Source organism: Spiribacter halobius (genome assembly GCF_020883455.1).
Classification (GTDB): Bacteria; Pseudomonadota; Gammaproteobacteria; order Nitrococcales; family Nitrococcaceae; genus Sediminicurvatus; species Sediminicurvatus halobius.
Genome location: NZ_CP086615.1, coordinates 2,731,007 through 2,748,607, shown reverse-complemented (window position 1 = coordinate 2,748,607; position 17,601 = coordinate 2,731,007). Strand labels below are relative to the sequence as shown.

The window sequence follows — 17,601 nt, the reverse complement described above, 5'->3', positions numbered from 1 at the left end:
GCAGCGTCGGCAGGTGCTGCGCTACAGAATAGCAGGTGTGGTGACGCTATCGGGGCAGCACCGCGCCAGCAAGCGCTCCAGCCAGGGAACCAATCGGCACTGGCGCCAGCGCCCACAAGGCAGTCGACTCGGGTGCAATCATCGCGGCGCCGAGAAGCCAAAAGACGCTGACGGCCATGCCCGCGCAGAGCCCGATGACGGCGCCGAGAAGGATGTCGATCACCGCTTCCAACATAGGCAGCACCTACCCCGTAAGGCGAACGTGAAGAAGCTCGCCCGTCAGATAAGTCTCAAATCCTGCCCCCGCTACCAAACTCGAAGGCCCTGCCGGCTTTGCCGGCAGGGCCTTTCTCGTTGTGCGCCGGGCACGGCGCGCCGGCGCCGTGACCGGCGCTGGATAACCGGTGAGCGAAAGCGAGCCGGGAAGTGGCCTGGGGGTGGAAGTCCCCTGCGGGCCCTGGTGACGGGAACCGCGAGCCGAACGGCAAGGGCATCATCGTGAGGTGCTGTCTGAAGGAAGCCTCAGGCGAATCTCCGACCCGACGAACAGGAACCGCATAGGAGGCGTGTCGTCGCGGGCGAGCAGGCAACGATCTGCGAACCCGATGTCACCCCGGAGCGGCGATACGTAGATGCGGCGGGTGTGGAGTGAAGGTCACGCGCCTTACCCCGGGAGGTCTGTCGGGCTGCTGTGAGCTACCGGCGCCGCGAGGTGCCGGGAAGGCCTGGCAGAAGTCAGCCGAGGCCATAGTAGTCGCCGGCACAGGGCGGCGAAGGGCCGAACGCGTGGAGCCGATCCGGCACTGGAGTGCTCGATGGCCGAAGCAGGCGTAGGCGAGGCGGCTGAGAGGTTGCCGCATCCCCGGAGGGCTGACGGCGGAACCGTCGGAGGTACGGGTGATGGACGCCAAGCGGCTGCGGCGCGCTCGAGACGAGCCGGGTCCGAGTCGACGGCGCTGCTGGAGGCGGCGCTGTGTCGCGAGAACCTGATGGCGGCCTACCGGCGGGTGGTGCGCAACCGGGGGGCCCCCGGCATCGACGGAGTGACCGTCGATGAGCTGTGGGCCTACTGCCAGGCGCACTGGTCGTCGATCCGCGAGCGGCTGCTGGAGGGGACGTACCGTCCCTCGCCGGTACGGGAGGTGAAGATCCCCAAGCCCGGGGGTGGCTCCCGGGCACTGGGCATCCCGACCGTGGTCGACCGGCTGATCCAGCAGGCGCTGGTGCAGGTGCTCACCCCGATCCTCGACCCGACGTTCTCGGGTGAGAGCTACGGCTTTCGCCCGGGGCGCAGTGCCCATCAGGCCGTCGAGCGTGCCCGCGGGCACGTGGCGGCGGGGCAGCGCTGGGTCGTGGACCTCGATCTGGCGCAGTTCTTCGACCGGGTCAATCATGACGTGCTGATGGCCCGGTTAGCGCGTCGGATCGAGGACCGGCGGGTGCTGCGCCTGATCCGGCGCTACCTGCAGGCCGGGGTGATGGCCGGTGGCGTGGTCTCGCCGCGGGCGGCGGGGACGCCGCAGGGCGGGCCGCTCTCGCCCCTGCTCTCGAACGTCCTGCTGGACGAGCTCGACCGGGAGCTGGAGCGGCGCGGCCACCGCTTCGTGCGTTACGCCGATGACGTCAGCGTCTACGTGCGCTCGCCCGAAGCGGGTGCGCGCGTGCTGGCATCGCTGGAGCGGTTCCTGTGGCGGCGGCTGCGCCTGGTGGTCAACCGTGAGAAGAGTGCGGTGGACCGCCCGTGGAAGCGCACGCTGCTCGGCTACAGCATGACCGCGCACCGTGAGCCGCGGCTGCGGGTGGCCCCCAGCTCGGTGCAGCGGCTCAAGGCCCGCCTGCGGGCCGCGCTGCGCCGCGGGCGGGGCCGCCACCTGCAGCGGGTGCTGGCGGCGCTGCAGCCGCTCATCCGGGGCTGGGTGGCCTACTTCCGCTTCGCCGAAGTCAAGGCGGCGTTCGAGGCGCTGGACCAGTGGCTCCGGCGCCGCCTGCGCTGCCTGCTGTGGCGGCAGTGGAAGCGCTGGCGCACCCGCGCCCGGCGGCTGATGCAGCACGGTGTCGAGCGCCTGCGAGCGTATCGCTCCGCCACCAACGGGCGTGGCCCGTGGTGGAACGCGGGGGCGGCCCACATGCACGTGGCCATCCCCGCGCGCTGGCTGCACCGTCAGGGTCTCGTGAGCTTCCTCGGCGAGCACCGTCGACTTGCGAGCGCTGCGTGAACCGCCGTATACGGCCCCGTACGTACGGTGGTGTGAGAGCCGGGGCGGGTGACCGCCCCGGCTACTCGATCCTGGACTCCCTCCTTTCCCTGGCGCGCCGCGTGCGATGATCCTCCATACGGCAGACCGACGGCACGCCTGCGGTCTGTAGCCCGCAGATGCGACGACGACCAGGAGGAGGGGAGCGATATGGGCGGGGTGGCATTCATCGGCCTCGGCAACATGGGCGCACCGATGGCGGCGAACCTGCTGCGCGGCGGCTACGAGACCACGGTGTTCGATCTCGTGCCAGAGGCGCTGGCGGCGGCCGAAGAGGCGGGTGCCCGCGCTGCGGGCTCGGCGGCCGAGGCGGTGGCGGACGCCGAGGTCGTCATCTCGATGCTGCCCGCCGGGGAGCACGTGCACGAGCTCTATCTCGGCAGCGGCCAGGTCATGGCGAGCGTTCGGCCGGGAACGCTGCTCGTGGACTGCTCCACCATCGCGGCGGACGCGGCGCGGCAGGTCGCCGCAGCCGCGCGCGAGCGGTCGCTGCGCTTTCTCGACGCGCCGGTCTCCGGCGGCGTCGGCGGTGCCCGCGCGGGGACGCTGACCTTCATCTGCGGCGGCGAGGCGGCGGATGTGGAGGAGGCGCGGCCAGTCCTCGCAGCGATGGGGAAGAACGTCTTTCACGCGGGGCCGAGCGGTGCCGGCCAGGTGGGCAAGATGTGCAACAACATGCTGCTCGCCATCCAGATGATCGGCACCGCCGAGGCCCTCAACCTCGCCGACGCCCACGGCCTGGATCCAGCCGCTGTTTCCGACATCATGAAGGCGAGCTCCGGCAGCAACTGGGCGCTGCAGGTCTACAACCCCTACCCGGGCGTGATGGACGGCGTGCCCGCGAGCAACGGCTACCAGGGCGGGTTTCTGGTGGATCTGATGGTGAAGGACCTCGGCCTCGCCATGGACATGGCCGGCAGCAGCCACACGGCCACGCCCCTCGGCGCCGCGGCCCGCGCGCTCTACACCGCCCACTCCGCCCACGGCAACGGCGGCTACGACTTCTCGAGCATCCTGCAGTTCCTGCGCGGCGGGAAGCTGGGGGAGTAGTCCGGCGCCCGGGGGCTTACCCCGGGGCCGTCGGAGATCCGGCGCAGGGGCGCGCCTCCCAAAGGCTTCGTCGAGCCCCGGCGGCGTTGCAGAGCCTGTAGGAGCGGCGTCCTCGCCGCGAATCTCCTGCGGCCTAAAGATCCCGCAGCGGGTTCTCTTCAAGCCCTTCAGCGGGCAGAAAGAAGCTTTCCACCAGCTCGTCGCTCACCGCCTCCACCGACGGCGGATCCCAGCGCGGGTTGCGGTCCTTGTCCACCAGCAGGGCGCGCACGCCCTCCGGATAGTCGTGCCCGCGGACGCAGCGCACGGACATGTTGAGCTCGCGCATGAAGACCTCCTTCAGCGAGAGGTGCCTGCCGCGACGGTACTGCTCCAGGATGACCCGCGCCGAGGTGGGCGAGCCCGCGGCGAGAGTAGCGCGGGCGGCGTCGACCCAGTCGTCCTCGCCGGCGTAGCCCTCCAGGGCGTCGAGGATGCCGCGCACGCTGTGATGGTCGGTGACATGGTCGATGAGGTCGAGGTGGCGCAGCACGTTGGAGGCCGGGCGCGCCGCGCGGCTCGCGTCGGCGAAGCGGCGCAGGGCCACCGACAGGTGCCCGCGGTTGAGCTCGGGGTCGTCCTCCCAGGCGATGTCGGCGAGGGCTGACAGCACCGCGTCGCGCCGGTCGGCGGTGATCAGATAATCGGCGAGGCCGGTGTACAGCGTGTCGGCGGCGTTCATGCGCGCGCCGGTCAGGCCCAGGAAAAGGCCGATCCGCCCGGGCATCCGGTTAAGGAACCAGGTGCCGGCCACGTCCGGATAGAGGCCGATGGTGATCTCGGGCATGGCGACCTTTGCGTGCTCGGTGACCACCCGGTGGCTCGCCCCCACCAGCAGCCCGAGGCCGCCGCCCATGACCACGCCATGCCCCCAGACCAGGATCGGCTTCGGGAAGGTGTGGATGGCATAGTCGAGGCGATATTCCTGCTCGAAGAACCGCTCGGCGAAGGGCACCGGGCCGCCCGGATTCTCCCGGATGGCGTGGTACATGCTCACCACGTCACCGCCGGCGCAGAAGGCCTTCTCCCCGGCCCCCATGAGCACGACGCAGGCGATCCCCGGATCCTCCGCCCAGGCCTCGAGCTGCGGGCGCAGCCGCTCGATCATGGGCAGCGTCAGCGCATTGAGCGAGCGCGGGGCGTTCAGGGTGGCCACGCCAATGCGATGACCGCCGGCGGCGGTTCGTTCCTCGATGATGATCGGTGTCTCGTTCATGGGGCGCTCCCGGAGTCCGCGGCAGGCCGGGCGACCGTTGCCCGGGCCCGTGGACGCGCAGGATACCGGAGTGGCGGTGTCGCTGCCCGGCTAGCTCGGATATCTCACCGATCCGCGCCCGCAGCCGTGAATCGGTGAGATTTGAGGGCTAGGGCAGTCAGCCGCCGGTAGCGGGCCAGGGCGGCCAGCCCATCGGGCGGCCGGCCAACAGGTGCAGATGGATATGCCAGACGCTCTGGCCCGCCTCATTGCCGCAGTTGAACACGGTCCGGTAGCCGCGATCGGCCACCGCGAGGCGTTCGGCGAGACTGCGCGCGACCAGGTGCAGGCGACCGACGATCTCGGCGTGGCGCGGCTCGAGGTCAAGGAGGCTCGGGATGTGCTCCCGCGGCACCACCAGCACATGCACCGGTGCCTGCGGGTGCAGGTCCCGGAAGGCGATGATCGCCTCGTCCCGATAGAGCTCGTCGGCGGGCGCCGTGCCTGCGGCGATGCGACAGAATATGCAGTCCGCTTCGGTCATTATTTTCCTCGCGCCGTCTTTACTGCAGGGACTTTCTCCGCGATGTCGCGGGCGGAGCGTGGGCCCGGGCGCTCCCGCCCCGCCCCGCTTAGCTGACCTCGGTGGCGTATTCCGCGTGCAGTGGCGTCCAGGTATCACGTAGCGAAGTGTGCAAGCCGGCCGCGGATTCGCGCTCCGCGCGCCCAGCAGATCTGCCGTCCGTGTGCCCGGCCGCCGTCAGTCCGCGGCCTGGGCCACGCCCGCGCGGCAGTTCGCCTCGCGGGCGGCGCGCTGCAGCCATTCCCCGGTGTCGCCCCAGCGCTCGCGCAGGATGTCCAACGGCGTATGGCCGCCAATGGATTCCGCCGCCGGATCGGCACATCGCGCCGCCAGTGCCCGCGCCGTCGCCTGGCCGCCCCGGCGGGCGGCGTGATGCAGGGCCGTCATGCCGGCGTCGTCCCGAAGGTCTACCCGGGTGCGGTCGTCCGCCAGCAGCTGACGGGCCACGGCGCGGTGGCCGTTGTCCACCGCCCGCATCAGCGGTGTCCAGCGATAGACGTCGGGATGGTTCGGATCGGCGCCAACGGCGAGCAGGACCTGCACCGTCTCCGTCCGGCCCGTGGCCGCGGCGAGGGTGAGGGCGGTCCAGCCGTTGCTCGCGGCGACGTCCACATCCGCCCCGGCATCGAGGAGCCGGCGCACAACCTCCGCATGGCCGCGATGGGCGGCGTAGAGGAGGGCGCTGGCGCCCTTGTCGTTGCGGGCGTGCACGTCGGCTCCGGCCGCCAGCAGATCGACCACCAGCCCGGTCTCGCCGCTCGCGGCGGCGACCATGAGGGCGGTGACGCCACCGGCGCCGGCCGGATCGGGGTCGGCGCGCTGGTGGAGCAGCCGGGCGAGGGCGACCGGATCGCGCTGGGTGATGGCCTCGCGCCACTCGCGTTCGGCGGTGGCCGCGATGGCATGGCCGGTCAGGCCAGTGGTCAGGGCGAGCGTCAGCAGACAGGCGAAGCGTCGGCGCATGGGGGTCAACAGTAGTAGGGCCGCTGGCTGTATTCCTCCAGCGTCTGCACGACACTGGTCTCACCCACCGGGCGGTTGTACCGGTCGGGGCCGAAGCTCAGAGAGAGCCGCGGCCCGAAGGTCTCCAGAAAGCGCTCGAAGAGCACGCCGCCGTGGGCCCCGGCCGCGCTCAGGCCGTCATCGCGGAAGTCGTAGCGCAGATCGATGGCGGCGAGCGGCTCTGGTGCCGGCCCCTTCAGCACCCGCGCTCCCTCGGCGGGATCGAACACGCTGCCCTCCGAGCAGCAGTGAATGACACCGGCGCCCTGGCCGTCCGGCCCGCTGTGCTCGTGGGCGTGGTAGCTGATGAGGCTGGTTTCCGGGGCGGGGTGGGTCATGCGGTGGGAGCAGATTGCCGAGAACGCCACCACCGACTGCTGCAGCCCGACGCCGCCGGACCAGGTGTAGGCGCGCCCCTCGCGGGTCTCGAGCTGACGCGGCGCCTGCAGCGTTCGCCCCAGGTCGAGCAGAAAACAGGGCGTGCTCACGTACGGATAGGAGAAGACGTAGTTGCGACCGGGCACCAGGTCAGCGCTGTGAAACGGGCGCCCGTCGGGATGGATCAGGCGTACCCGGGGGAAGTCCTCCCGCGGCGCGGCGGCGGCGCGAAGCAGCTGGGGAATGCCGCCCATGGCCACGAGGCCGGCGGCGCAGAGGCCCATGAAACGGCGGCGGCTCCAGCGCGGGGAGTCAGACATCGGCAGTGCCTTCCGGCAGAGGATGACTGACCAGAGCAGAGCACAGCGCGACCGCGGGAGCAAGTCCGTGCCGGAGGGCCTCCCGGGGGCGCAGGGACTTGCGCTACCGGACGCTAGTGCTGCCGCAGACGCTCGCGCAGGTGCTCCGCGATGCGCACGGCGGGGTCGTCGGCGTCATCGGCGCCGGCGGCCGCGCGCAGCTGGCTCGGCCACTCGCCAGGGTCCCGCAGCAGCTCCTGCAGCGAGCCCCACCAGACCACCTCGTAGCGCGGCGCGGTGAGCCGGTTGTGGGCGAGGCGGTTGTCCTCGGTGAGGCCGAAGACGTCGACACGGGTGAGCACGGCCTCAAGCTGGGCCTTGATCTCGATGAGCGCCGCGCCCGCGAGCCCCCAGCGCTGCGGCTCCATGCGCCGCAGGAACTGGGAGAGCTCGGGGATGTTGCCGAACCACTGCACGATCTCGCGCTCACCGTCGGTGGTCACGCAGCCGATGGGATGACGCCGCGGATCACGCTTGCGGGTGAGCCGGTCGATGTCTGCGAACGGGCGGCCTTCCCAGCCGTGCATGGCCAGTCCCCTCAGGTGGTCTCCACGAGTGCGGCGAGGCGGGAAAAGAGCTCGCCTTGCTCGCCGTACAGGGCGTCCAGAATGTCGAAGTGATGGCGTCCGGGCACGGTGACGGCGTCGATGGCCGGCCCCGCGCCGCGACAGTGTGCCGCATAGTCCGCGGTCTGCGCCTGAAACGCCGCGCTCTCGGCCCCGCCCACGGCCAGCAGCAGCGGGCCGCGCCAGCGCGGGGGCGGACGCCGCAGGGGAGAGACGGCCTCCGCGCCGGCCTCGTCCAGCCGCAGCGCCTCATTGATGCTCGTATGCACCACCGGCAGGAGGTCGAACACCCCGGAGGCGGCCACCGCCCCGGCCGGCGCCACCGGGCCCTCGGCCAGCAGGCGGGCGACGATCTGTCCGCCCGCGGAATGGCCGCCCAGGGTCAGCCGCGCCGGGTCGGCGCCGAGGCCATGGGCGCTGTCGGCGAGCAGCTGCAGGCAGCGGCAGGCGGCTTCGTGGATGGCGGGCAGGTTGCTCTGCGGGCAGAGCGGATAGTTGGCAAGGGCGACGCTGACGCCCCGGGCGAGCAGCGCCTCGGCGAGGTAGGCGTAGTCGCGCTTGTCCTGGCCGCGCCAGTAGCCGCCATGGAAGAACACGTGCAGCGGCCGCGCATGGCCCGCGGCGGGATAGACGTCCACGCGTGCCAGCGGCTCCGGCCCGTAGGCGAACTCGTGGGGCTCGCCGAGGCGCCCGCGAGCCGCTGCCGAGCGCTCGGCAACCGTGGCCAGCAGGGCCTCGGCGTCGGCGACCTGTCGCCGCGGGTTGTACTCGACCTCCAGCGTTTCCGCGTCAAGCGCGCGCCAGTCCATCGCTCACACTCCCAGATGGCGGACGAGGGGGGTGCGGTCCGCGGCCAGGGCCTCGGCGCGGCCGTGCCAGACCACCCGCCCGGTTTCGAGGATCACCAGATCATCGCAGAGCCCAAGCATGGCCTCCACGTCGCCGTCGATCACCAGCAGCGAGTGCCCGGCCGCGCGCAGGCGCTGCAGGCAGTGGCGGATGTCGGCGCGCACCGCGGGCGCGAGCCCCTCGGTGGCCTCGTCGAGGATCAGCAGCTCGGGGTTGGTCATCAGCGCCCGGCCGATGGCGAGCATCTGCTGCTCGCCGCCGGAAAGCCGGTTGCCCGGCGCGTCGCGGCGCTCGGCGAGCCGCGGGAAGAGCTCGAACACCCGGGCGAGCCCCCAGGGGCCGGGGCGCGCGGCGGCGATGAGGTTCTCGCGCGCGCTGAGGTTGGGGAATATCCGCCGGCCCTCCGGCACCAGCCCGATCCCCGCCCGCGCCCGTCGGTGGGCAGGTGCCCGGTCCAGGGTCCGGCCCCGGAAGCGCACGGAGCCGGCACGGGCGGGCAGCAGCCCCATGATCGCTCGCACCAGCGTGGTCTTGCCCATGCCGTTGCGGCCGAGGAGGCCGACGGTGCGCCCGGGCGGGACGTCCAGATCCACGCCGAACAGCACCCGGCTGTCGCCGTAGCCGGCCTCGATCCCGCGGACCTCAAGCGCCATCGCTCATCTCCGCCAGGTACGCCTGCTGCACGGCCGGGTCGGCGCGCACCTCGGCTGGCGGGCCGCTGGCGAGCACGGCCCCGGCGACGAGGACGCTGACCCGGTCGGCGAGCCGGAACACGAGATGCACGTCGTGCTCCACCAGCAGGATGGCATGCTCGTCGCGCAGGCTCTCCAGCAGCGACGCCAGGGCCTCGCCCTCGGCCTGGCCCATGCCCGCCATGGGCTCGTCCAGCAGCAGAACTTCCGGGCGCAGCGCCAGCGCCATGGCGATCTCGAGCTGGCGGCGCTGGCCGTGGGCGAGGGTGGCCGCGGGGGTCGCCGCTGCGCCGGCGAGGCCGACCCGCTCCAGCAGCTCCCGGGCCGGCGCCATGCGCGTCTCGTCACGCGCCGCCCGGCGCAGCAGGCGGAAGTGGTGGCCCGCCCGTGCCTGCACCGCCAGGGCGACGTTCTCCAGTGCGCTCAGGCCCTCGAACACCGCGGTGATCTGGAACGAGCGGGCGATGCCGCGGCGGGCGCGGCCGGGCATGTCCAGGGCGGTGATGTCCTCGCCCCGATGGTGGATGCGGCCGGCATCCGGCGCGAGCTCGCCGGAGAGCTGGGCCAGTGCCGTGGTCTTGCCGGCCCCGTTGGGGCCGATCAGGGCGTGGATCTCCCCGCGGCGCAGCGCCAGGGAGAGATGGTCGGTGGCCAGCAGCCCGCCGAATCGCTTCTGCAGATCCCGCGCCTCCAGCAGCACCTCAGTCATCCCGCGCTCCCCGACCGTCCAGCGCGCCCTGCAGGCCGTTGCGGAAGAACAGCACCACCAGCACCAGCAGCGGCCCGAGCACCAGCTGCCAGTGCTCGGTGACCGTCACCAGTACCTCTTCCAGCACCAGCAGCGCGAGCGCCCCCCAGATGGGGCCGATCAGCGTCGCCAGGCCGCCCAGCAGCACGATCACCAGCAGCTCGCCGGACTGTGACCAGTGCATCAGCGACGGGCTGACGAAGGTCTGCTGGTTGGCGAGCAGTGCCCCGGCGAGGCCCGTGAGCGCTGCGGAGAGCACGAATGCGGCGAGCTGGTAGGGGTAGGGCCGGTAGCCGAGGGCCCGCATCCGCCGCGGGTTCTCGCGGCAGCCCACCAGCACGCGGCCGAAGGGCGACCTCACCACCCGCTGCAGGAAGGCCCAGACCACCAACAGGATGCCGAGGCAGAGGTAGTAGAAGGCCGGGCCCTCCAGCATCTCCCGCCCGGCGACGGTGTTCGGCAGCCAGAGCGGCAGACCGTCCTGGCCGCCGTAGGCCGAGAGCGAGTTGAACAGGTAGAAGACCAGCTGCCCGAAGGCCAGCGTGATCATGATGAAGTACACCCCGGAGGTGCGCAGCGAGATCGCCCCCACCGGCAGCGCGTAGGCGGCCGCGACCAGCATCGCCAGCGGCCAGGCCACCAGCGCCTCGTTGCTGCCGCTCCAGCCGCCCACCAGCGGCAGGGCCTGCAGCGCATGGGTGTTGAGGATGCCCACCGTGTAGGCGCCGAGGCCGAGAAACGCGGCATGGCCGAAGCTCACCAGCCGTCCGTAGCCCATCACGAAGTCGAGGGCGAGTGCCGCCAGGGCGTAGATCAGCGCCCGGGTGACCAGCGTCACCAGGTACGGGTTGCCGAAGGCGCTTGCCAGCGGCGGCAGCGCCAGCAGGCCCACCACCAGCACGGCGGCGGCGAGTAGGCGGCGGTCAGCCCGCATCGCCGAACAGGCCCCGCGGGCGCAGTGCGAGCACCAGGGCCATGAGCAGGTAGATGGTCATGGAGGCGAGCGCCGCCCCCGCCCCGTCCGCGGTCGCCGGGGGCAGCCACAGCCGCAGCAGGTCCGGCAGGTACACCCGGCCGAGGGTGTCCGCCAGCCCGATCAGCAGGGCGCCGGCCACCGCCCCCCGCAGCGAGCCGATGCCGCCGATGACGATCACCACGAAGGTGAGAATGAGGATGTCCTCCCCCATACCCGACTGCACGGCGATGAAGGGCGCGGCCATCACCCCCGCGAGCCCGGCCAGGCAGGCACCCAGCCCGAACACCAGGGTATAGAGTGCGGTGATGTTGACGCCGAGCGCGCCGATCATCTCCCGGTCCGACGCGCCGGCACGAATACGCATGCCGAGCCGTGTGCGCATGACCAGCCACCAGAGCCCTGCCATCACCGCGAGCCCGACGGCGATCACCGCGAGGCGGAACACCGGGTAGCCGACCCCGGGCAGGATCTCCACGCTGCCGGCGAGCCAGTCCGGGAGCGTCAGGCCGAGCGGCCGGCGCCCCCAGATCACGCGCACCGCCTCGTTGAACAGCAGGATCAGGCCGAAGGTGGCGAGCACCTGGTCGAGGTGGTCCCGGCGGTAGAGCCGCCGCAGCACCAGCGCCTCCATGGCCATGCCCGCCAGGCCGGCGGTCACGACGCCGGCCAGAAGCCCCAGCAGGAAGCTGCCGCTCCAGGCCACTACGGTGGCCCCGGCGAAGGCCCCCAGCATGAACAGCGAGCCGTGGGCCAGATTGATCAGGTTCATGATGCCGAAGACGAGCGTCAGCCCCGACGCCATCAGGAGCAGCGTCATGCCGAACTGCAGCCCGTTGAGCACCTGCTCCAGGAACAGCTGCATACCAGTCCATCCGGGAGGCCCCGCCGGCATGCCGGCGGGGCGGAGATAAAGGGTTCAGCCCTGCTCGGGGATCCCGCAGTCGCCGACGTAGGCGTCCTGATGGTCGTCGAATACCTTGGCGACCAGGGCGTTGGTGAGGTTGCCGTCCTCGCCGCGCACCACCCGGCGGACGTAGATGTCCTGGATCGGATGCTGGTTGCGCCCGAAGCGGAAATCGCCGCGCACGGAGTCGAAGTCGGCGGCGCGCAGGGCGGCGCGCAGCCCTTCGGTGTCGCTGACGTCACCGGCCACCGCCGCCAGGGCGCTGCCGATCAGGCGGGCCGTGTCGTAGCCCTGGGCCGCGTAGAGCGTCGGCTCACGGTCGTAGGCGGCGATGTAGGCGTCCACGAACTGCCGGTTGGCGGCGTTGTCGAGGTCGCGGCTCCAGTGGGCGCTGTTGACCATGCCGAGGGCGGCCTCGCCGACCGCGTCCACCAGGCTGTTGTCGGCCGAGAAGCCCGGGCCGAACAGCGGAATGCGCTGGTCGAGGCCGGCCTGAGCGTACTGCTTGATGAAGTTGATGCCCATGCCGCCCGGGTAGAAGAAGAACACGTTGTCCGGCTCGGCGGCGCGCAGATCGGCGATCTCGGCGGCATAGTCGGTCTGGCCGAGCTGGGTGTAGACCTCGCCCACCACGTTGCCGTCGAAATAGCGCTTGAAGCCGGTGAGGGCGTCCTTGCCGGCGGCGTAGTTCGGCGCCAGCAGGTAGACGTTGTCCAGCCCCTCGTCGTTGAAGTACTGGCCCATGGCCTCGTAGAAGTTGTCGTTCTGGTAGGCGGCGTTGAAGTAGTTCTCGTGGCAGAGCCGCCCGGCCAGCTGGGCCGGCCCGGCATTGGGACTGATGTAGATGACGCCGTCGCGCACGATGCTCGGGATCGTCGCCATGGCGACGTTGGAGAACACCGAGCCGGTCATCAGGCGCACACCCTCGCTCTCGATCAGCCGGCGGGCGAGCTGGCGGGCGTTGCCCGGCTCGCGGCCGTCGTCCTCCACGATCAGCTCCACCGGCACGCCGCCGAGCGCGCCGTCGCCCTGGTCGAGGGCGAGCTGGAAGCCGTTGCGGATATCCTCGCCGAGGTAGCCGCCGCCGGTGGACAGGGTGGTGACCATGCCGATGCGCACCGGCTCGGCCGCCGTGGCGGCGAACGGTATCGCTGCCGCCAGAACGGCGGCGAGGAAGGGGATGCAGGCTGCCCGTCTCATGGCCGGGGTCTCCTCGTTCGGTTCTTCTCGGAATGGGTGCAGGCCCGGGATCATGTCATCGGCGGCCCGCGCTGGCCAGCCGCCGCCGGATGCCTTGTAACGTCAATGCATAACGGAAGAAGGGAAAATTACTTCTGTGCCTGACACTGTCAATCTACCTTATGCGGGTTACGCGGCGCCGGATCGAACGCAGCGTCCGGCCCGGCCGTTCAACGCTCCGGAGCCTGCGCGCTCCGGAGCCCGTCATCTCAGAGAAGGAGGTTGCAACATGGGTCTGCGAATTGGCAGCACGGCGCCGGATTTCACGGCGCAGACCACCGAGGGCACGATCCGCTTCCACGAGTGGATCGGCGACAGCTGGGCGATCCTGTTCTCCCACCCGAAGGACTTCACGCCGGTGTGCACCACCGAGCTCGGCTACATGGCCCGCATCAAGCCCGAGTTCGACAAGCGCAACACCAAGATCATCGGCCTGTCCGTGGATCCGGTGGAGAACCACACGAAGTGGTCCAAGGACATCGAGGAGACCCAGGGCACGGCGCCCAACTACCCGATGATCGGTGACACCGACCTCTCCATCTCCAAGCTCTACGACATGCTGCCGGAGACGGAAGAGGGGTCCTTCGAGGGTCGCACGCCGGCGGACAACGCCACCGTGCGCGCGGTTTACCTGATCGGGCCGGACAAGAAGATCAAGGCGATGCTCGTCTACCCGATGACCAGCGGCCGCAACTTCGACGAGATCCTGCGCCTGCTGGACTCCCTGCAGCTCAACGCCCGCCACACGGTGGCGACGCCGGTGCAGTGGCAGAACGGCGAGGACATCATCATCCCGCCGTCGGTGAGCGACGAGGAGGCGCGCAAGAAGTTCCCCGAGGGCTGGAAGGCGCTCAAGCCCTATCTGCGCGTCGCCCGGCAGCCGCAGGACTGACTGCGGACGCCGGCCGTCCCGTCGGGCGGTGTCTGTCTCCCGTAGAGGCCCGGCCCCGTGCCGGGCCTTTTTCATAACGTAGCCGTATAAACAACGAAGATAAAATTCGTTCTCGTGCTTTCCAACAGCGGGTAGGGTCCCGTCTGCAGTGGCGTGGATCGACGCGTCCACCAGAGCCCACGACTAATGGTGACCCTGATGGCGAGCAACGCGCTCGATCAAGTGAACAGCCCCCTCAGCAGCGAGCAGGCGGAGCAGGTGAACCGCCTGGTCGGCAGCCTCGCCCCGGAGCAGCTCTCCTGGGTAAGCGGCTACCTCGCTGGTCTGCAGGGCCAGCCCCTGGCCGGCAGCGGCGGCCAGCCTCAGGCCGCGACCGCGCGGCAGCGGCTGACCATCCTCTACGGCTCCGAGACCGGCAACGCCGAAGGGCTCGCCCGGCACGCCGGCGAGCTCGCGGCCGCCCGCGGCCTCGACGTGCGCGTGCAGGACATGGCCGACTACAAGCCGAAGTCCCTGCGTGACGAGCGTCTGCTGCTGATCATCACCGCCACCCACGGCGAGGGCGACCCGCCCGACACGGCGGCGGATTTCCACGAGTTCCTGCACGGCCGCAAGGCACCGAAGCTGCCGGAGACGAAGTTCGCGGTGCTCGCCCTGGGCGACTCCAGTTACGAGCATTTCTGCCAGACCGGCCGCGACTTCGACGCCCGGCTCGAGGCGCTGGGCGCCGAACGTCTCACCGAGCGCGTCGACTGCGACGTGGACTACGAGGAGACCGCCGAGGCCTGGCTCGCACGGGCCCTCGACGGCTTCGCCGAGCATGCCGAGACGACCGGCACGCCGAACAACGTGGTGGCCTTCAGTGGCAGCGGCGGCCAGCGCGCCACGAGCCGCTACGACCGCAAGAACCCGTTTCCTGCCGAGGTGCTGGACCGTGTCCTGCTGAACGGCCGCGGCTCGCCCAAGGAGACGCATCACATCGAGCTTTCGCTGGAGGGCTCGGGTATCGACTATCAGCCGGGGGACATCCTCGGGGTCGTGCCGGAGAACCGCGATGCGATCGTCGGCGAGCTGCTGGAGGCGCTGTCGCTCTCCGGCGAGGAGACCGTCTCCGCGCCGTCGGGTGAGGTGAGCCTGGCCGAGGCGCTGAAGCGCGACTACGAGATCACCACGCTTACCCCGGCCTTCGTCGGGGCCTGGGCGGATCTGGCCGGCGCCGACACGCTGCGCGCCCTCACCGCCGAGGAACGGCGTCGGGAGCTCATGGACTGGCTCGAGGGGCGACACGTCATCGATGTCGTCAGCGAGTACCCGGTGGCGGGTCTGGATGCCGCGACACTGCTCGGCATGCTCCGCCGCCTGCAGCCCCGGGAATACTCGATTGCCTCCAGCCATGCGGCGAGCCCCGGCGAGGTTCACCTGACCGTGGCCGCGGTGCGCTACGAGAGCCATGGGCGGGCCCGCGAGGGGGTTGCCTCCACCTATCTCGCGGACATTGCCGAGCCGGGGGCGACGGTGCCGGTGTACGTGCGGCCGAACAAGCACTTCCGCCTGCCGGACAGCGCCGAGACGCCGATCATCATGATCGGCCCGGGCACCGGGGTGGCGCCGTTCCGCGCCTTCCTGCAGGAGCGCGAGGAGCAGGGCATCGATGGCGGCAGCTGGCTGTTCTTCGGCAACCCGCATCACCGCACGGACTTCCTGTATCAGACCGAGTGGCAACGCTGGCTGAAGGACGGTGTGCTGGAGCGCATGGATGTCGCCTTCTCCCGCGATGGTGCCGAAAAGGTCTACGTGCAGGATCGGCTGCGCGAGCGCGGCGCCGAGGTCTGGCGCTGGCTCGAGGCGGGTGCCCACGTCTACGTCTGCGGTGACGCCGAGCGCATGGCGCCGGACGTGCACCAGGCGCTGCAGGCGATCGCCCGCGACCACGGCGGGCTCGACGACGAGGCCGCCCACGACTACCTCCGCGAGCTGCAGCGCGGGAAGCGCTACCAGCGCGACGTCTACTGAAGCAGACCGGCATGAGCGAGCAGCGACCCATCGACCGCCCGGTTTCCGAGTTGCATCCGAACGAGCGGCTGAAGGCCGAGAGCCGGCTGCTCCGGGGGACCATCGAGGAGGGCCTGGCGGACCCCATCACCGGCGCCCTGCGCGAGGCGGACACCCAGCTCACCAAGTTCCACGGCTTCTACCAGCAGGACGACCGCGACCTGCGCGACGAGCGCCGGCGCCAGAAGCTCGAGCCCGCCTACCAGATGATGCTCCGCCTGCGCCTGCCGGGGGGCACCTGCACGCCGAAGCAGTGGCTGCAGCTCGACGACATCGCCGGGCGCTACGCCGACGGCAGCCTGCGGCTCACCACACGGCAGACGTTCCAGTTCCACGGCGTGCTCAAGCGCAACATAAAGACAACGATCCAGGCCGTTGATGCCGCACTGCTGGACAGCATCGCGGCCTGCGGCGACGTCAACCGCACGGTGATGGCCGCGGTGAACCCGCACGAGTCGCGCCTGCACGCCGAGGTGCAGCGCCACGCCCAGGCGGTGAGTGATCATCTGCTGCCGCGCACCGGCGCCTACCGCGAGATCTGGCTCGACGGCGAGCGCGTCGACCCGGACGCCGAGGCCGAGCCCATCTACGGGCCGACGTACCTGCCGCGCAAGTTCAAGATCGGCTACGCCGTGCCGCCGGTGAACGACGTCGACGTCTACAGTCAGGATCTCGGCTTCATCGCCATCCGGGACGAAGACGGCGGGCTTGCCGGCTTCAATGTGCTCATCGGCGGCGGCATGGGCCGGACCGAGAACGAGACCAGTACCTTTCCCCGCCTCTCGGACGTCATCGGCTTCTGTGCCCGGGAGCAGATGGTGGCCGTGGCCGAGGCGGTGGTGACCACCCAGCGCGACTACGGCAACCGCGAGGACCGCAAGCGCGCGCGCCTGAAGTACACCCTCGAGGACTACGGCACGGAGTGGTTCCGTGGCGCGATGGAGCGCCGGATGGGCTTCGCGCTCGGAGAGCCACGGCCCTACCATTTCGAGCACAACGGCGACCGCTACGGCTGGACCCGCGGCGAGGACGGCCGCTGGCACTACACCCTGTTCATCGAGAACGGCCGCATCCGCGACCGCGAGGACGGCCTGCATCTGCGCAGTGCCCTGCGCGAGATTGCCCGGGTGCACAAGGGTGAGTTCCAGCTCACGCCGAACCAGAACCTCACCATCGTCGGCGTGCCCGCGCGCAGCCGCAAGCGCATCGAGCGCCTGCTCGAGGCCCACGGGGTGCTCGCCCCGGAGCATCGCAGCGCCCTTCGGCTCAACAGCATGGCCTGCGTCGCCTTCCCCACCTGCGGCCTCGCCATGGCCGAGAGCGAGCGCTACCTGCCGGACCTGGTCACGAAGATCGAGGGCCTGGCGGAGACGGCGGGCATCGCCGAGCAGCCCATCGTCATCCGCATGACCGGATGCCCCAACGGCTGCGCCCGGCCCTACCTCGCGGAGATCGGCTTCACCGGCCGCGCGCCTGGCAAGTACAACATGTACCTGGGTGGCGGCTTCCACGGCCAGCGCCTGAACAAGCCCTATCTCGAGAACATCGACGAGGCGCGCATCCTCAGCGAGCTGGAAGGCATGTTCCGGCGCTATGCCGCAGAGCGCGATGCCGGCGAGCCCTTCGGCGACTTCGTCATCCGCGCCGGCTACGTGCCGGAGGTGACCGCCGGGCGCCACTTCCACGACTGACCGGTGCCACGGCTTGCCGTGGCGCGCGGTAAGGCCTGCCGGACCCACGTCGCGCCGGATGCGCCCCACCGGCAGGGAAGGGCCGGACGTCGCCCGGTAGGCCTTACCCCGCGCCATGGCAGGCCGCTAGC

General features: G+C 70.8%; 17 protein-coding genes. 5 read left to right on the top strand and 12 right to left on the bottom strand.

Features of this window, described 5'->3' with window-relative positions:
- Positions 1 to 46: 46 nt before the first annotated feature.
- Entirely contained in the window at positions 47 to 235 is a 189-nt protein-coding gene (locus LMH63_RS12540) for a hypothetical protein (protein ID WP_109679656.1), read from the bottom strand.
- Between the two features lie 754 nt (positions 236 to 989).
- Here LMH63_RS12540 and ltrA point away from each other — a divergent pair.
- Together ltrA and mmsB are read left to right on the top strand one after the other, a co-directional pair.
- Positions 990 to 2,216: a group II intron reverse transcriptase/maturase gene (gene ltrA / locus LMH63_RS12535; protein ID WP_229332588.1), complete on the top strand. Its 1,227-nt coding sequence runs from the start codon at positions 990 to 992 to the stop codon at positions 2,214 to 2,216.
- Between the two features lie 189 nt (positions 2,217 to 2,405).
- Entirely contained in the window at positions 2,406 to 3,305 is a 900-nt protein-coding gene (gene mmsB / locus LMH63_RS12530) for a 3-hydroxyisobutyrate dehydrogenase (RefSeq protein WP_109680285.1), read from the top strand.
- 133 nt (positions 3,306 to 3,438) lie between these two features.
- Here the strand turns inward: mmsB and LMH63_RS12525 are convergent, their stop codons facing one another.
- The 11 genes from LMH63_RS12525 to LMH63_RS12475 form a co-directional block, all read right to left on the bottom strand.
- Complete coding sequence (locus LMH63_RS12525) at positions 3,439 to 4,560, bottom strand: enoyl-CoA hydratase/isomerase family protein (RefSeq protein ID WP_109680286.1); 1,122 nt, start codon at positions 4,558 to 4,560, stop codon at positions 3,439 to 3,441.
- Positions 4,561 to 4,717: 157 nt separating this feature from the next.
- Complete coding sequence (locus LMH63_RS12520) at positions 4,718 to 5,083, bottom strand: histidine triad nucleotide-binding protein (RefSeq protein ID WP_109680287.1); 366 nt, start codon at positions 5,081 to 5,083, stop codon at positions 4,718 to 4,720.
- A gap of 216 nt (positions 5,084 to 5,299) precedes the next feature.
- On the bottom strand, positions 5,300 to 6,085 hold the full coding sequence (locus LMH63_RS12515) for an ankyrin repeat domain-containing protein (RefSeq protein WP_109680288.1): 786 nt from the start codon (positions 6,083 to 6,085) through the stop codon (positions 5,300 to 5,302).
- 5 nt (positions 6,086 to 6,090) lie between these two features.
- Complete coding sequence (locus LMH63_RS12510) at positions 6,091 to 6,822, bottom strand: twin-arginine translocation signal domain-containing protein (protein WP_109680289.1); 732 nt, start codon at positions 6,820 to 6,822, stop codon at positions 6,091 to 6,093.
- A 113-nt stretch (positions 6,823 to 6,935) separates the two neighbouring features.
- Positions 6,936 to 7,388: a hypothetical protein gene (locus tag LMH63_RS12505; RefSeq protein ID WP_109680290.1), complete on the bottom strand. Its 453-nt coding sequence runs from the start codon at positions 7,386 to 7,388 to the stop codon at positions 6,936 to 6,938.
- 11 nt (positions 7,389 to 7,399) lie between these two features.
- Positions 7,400 to 8,236, bottom strand: a complete 837-nt coding sequence (locus tag LMH63_RS12500) for an alpha/beta hydrolase (RefSeq protein ID WP_109680291.1) — start codon at positions 8,234 to 8,236, stop codon at positions 7,400 to 7,402.
- A 3-nt stretch (positions 8,237 to 8,239) separates the two neighbouring features.
- On the bottom strand, positions 8,240 to 8,929 hold the full coding sequence (locus LMH63_RS12495; RefSeq protein WP_109680292.1) for an ABC transporter ATP-binding protein: 690 nt from the start codon (positions 8,927 to 8,929) through the stop codon (positions 8,240 to 8,242).
- Positions 8,919 to 9,677: an ABC transporter ATP-binding protein gene (locus tag LMH63_RS12490; RefSeq protein WP_109680293.1), complete on the bottom strand. Its 759-nt coding sequence runs from the start codon at positions 9,675 to 9,677 to the stop codon at positions 8,919 to 8,921. Before LMH63_RS12490 ends, LMH63_RS12495 begins: the two co-directional genes overlap by 11 nt.
- On the bottom strand, positions 9,670 to 10,650 hold the full coding sequence (locus LMH63_RS12485; protein WP_109680294.1) for a branched-chain amino acid ABC transporter permease: 981 nt from the start codon (positions 10,648 to 10,650) through the stop codon (positions 9,670 to 9,672). The genes LMH63_RS12490 and LMH63_RS12485 overlap by 8 nt, the downstream gene beginning before the upstream one ends.
- Positions 10,640 to 11,554 (bottom strand): branched-chain amino acid ABC transporter permease, encoded by a 915-nt coding sequence (locus LMH63_RS12480; RefSeq protein ID WP_109680295.1) that lies wholly within the window; start codon positions 11,552 to 11,554, stop codon positions 10,640 to 10,642. Before LMH63_RS12480 ends, LMH63_RS12485 begins: the two co-directional genes overlap by 11 nt.
- Before the next feature lie 54 nt (positions 11,555 to 11,608).
- Positions 11,609 to 12,796 (bottom strand): ABC transporter substrate-binding protein, encoded by a 1,188-nt coding sequence (locus tag LMH63_RS12475; RefSeq protein WP_109680296.1) that lies wholly within the window; start codon positions 12,794 to 12,796, stop codon positions 11,609 to 11,611.
- Between the two features lie 268 nt (positions 12,797 to 13,064).
- Here LMH63_RS12475 and LMH63_RS12470 point away from each other — a divergent pair, with 268 nt between their 5' ends.
- The 3 genes from LMH63_RS12470 to LMH63_RS12460 all read left to right on the top strand — a co-directional run bounded on the left by LMH63_RS12470 (position 13,065) and on the right by LMH63_RS12460 (position 17,470).
- Entirely contained in the window at positions 13,065 to 13,727 is a 663-nt protein-coding gene (locus tag LMH63_RS12470) for a peroxiredoxin (protein WP_109680297.1), read from the top strand.
- Positions 13,728 to 13,925: 198 nt separating this feature from the next.
- Positions 13,926 to 15,740 (top strand): assimilatory sulfite reductase (NADPH) flavoprotein subunit, encoded by a 1,815-nt coding sequence (locus tag LMH63_RS12465; protein WP_109680301.1) that lies wholly within the window; start codon positions 13,926 to 13,928, stop codon positions 15,738 to 15,740.
- An 11-nt stretch (positions 15,741 to 15,751) separates the two neighbouring features.
- Entirely contained in the window at positions 15,752 to 17,470 is a 1,719-nt protein-coding gene (locus LMH63_RS12460) for an NADPH-dependent assimilatory sulfite reductase hemoprotein subunit (RefSeq protein ID WP_109680298.1), read from the top strand.
- Positions 17,471 to 17,601 lie beyond the last annotated feature (131 nt).

What these genes read in the sequence shown, in the direction of transcription:
- LMH63_RS12475 (WP_109680296.1), bottom strand. Translation starts at nt 12,796, where the DNA reads ATGAGACGGGCAGCCTGCATCCCCTTCCTCGCCGCCGTTCTGGCGGCA.
- LMH63_RS12465 (WP_109680301.1), top strand. Translation starts at nt 13,926, where the DNA reads ATGGCGAGCAACGCGCTCGATCAAGTGAACAGCCCCCTCAGCAGCGAG.
- LMH63_RS12515 (WP_109680288.1), bottom strand. Translation starts at nt 6,085, where the DNA reads ATGCGCCGACGCTTCGCCTGTCTGCTGACGCTCGCCCTGACCACTGGC.
- LMH63_RS12470 (WP_109680297.1), top strand. Translation starts at nt 13,065, where the DNA reads ATGGGTCTGCGAATTGGCAGCACGGCGCCGGATTTCACGGCGCAGACC.
- LMH63_RS12510 (WP_109680289.1), bottom strand. Translation starts at nt 6,822, where the DNA reads ATGTCTGACTCCCCGCGCTGGAGCCGCCGCCGTTTCATGGGCCTCTGC.
- LMH63_RS12495 (WP_109680292.1), bottom strand. Translation starts at nt 8,929, where the DNA reads ATGGCGCTTGAGGTCCGCGGGATCGAGGCCGGCTACGGCGACAGCCGG.
- LMH63_RS12460 (WP_109680298.1), top strand. Translation starts at nt 15,752, where the DNA reads ATGAGCGAGCAGCGACCCATCGACCGCCCGGTTTCCGAGTTGCATCCG.
- ltrA (WP_229332588.1), top strand. Translation starts at nt 990, where the DNA reads ATGGCGGCCTACCGGCGGGTGGTGCGCAACCGGGGGGCCCCCGGCATC.
- LMH63_RS12540 (WP_109679656.1), bottom strand. Translation starts at nt 235, where the DNA reads ATGTTGGAAGCGGTGATCGACATCCTTCTCGGCGCCGTCATCGGGCTC.
- LMH63_RS12485 (WP_109680294.1), bottom strand. Translation starts at nt 10,650, where the DNA reads ATGCGGGCTGACCGCCGCCTACTCGCCGCCGCCGTGCTGGTGGTGGGC.
- LMH63_RS12500 (WP_109680291.1), bottom strand. Translation starts at nt 8,236, where the DNA reads ATGGACTGGCGCGCGCTTGACGCGGAAACGCTGGAGGTCGAGTACAAC.
- LMH63_RS12505 (WP_109680290.1), bottom strand. Translation starts at nt 7,388, where the DNA reads ATGCACGGCTGGGAAGGCCGCCCGTTCGCAGACATCGACCGGCTCACC.
- LMH63_RS12490 (WP_109680293.1), bottom strand. Translation starts at nt 9,677, where the DNA reads ATGACTGAGGTGCTGCTGGAGGCGCGGGATCTGCAGAAGCGATTCGGC.
- LMH63_RS12480 (WP_109680295.1), bottom strand. Translation starts at nt 11,554, where the DNA reads ATGCAGCTGTTCCTGGAGCAGGTGCTCAACGGGCTGCAGTTCGGCATG.
- mmsB (WP_109680285.1), top strand. Translation starts at nt 2,406, where the DNA reads ATGGGCGGGGTGGCATTCATCGGCCTCGGCAACATGGGCGCACCGATG.
- LMH63_RS12520 (WP_109680287.1), bottom strand. Translation starts at nt 5,083, where the DNA reads ATGACCGAAGCGGACTGCATATTCTGTCGCATCGCCGCAGGCACGGCG.
- LMH63_RS12525 (WP_109680286.1), bottom strand. Translation starts at nt 4,560, where the DNA reads ATGAACGAGACACCGATCATCATCGAGGAACGAACCGCCGCCGGCGGT.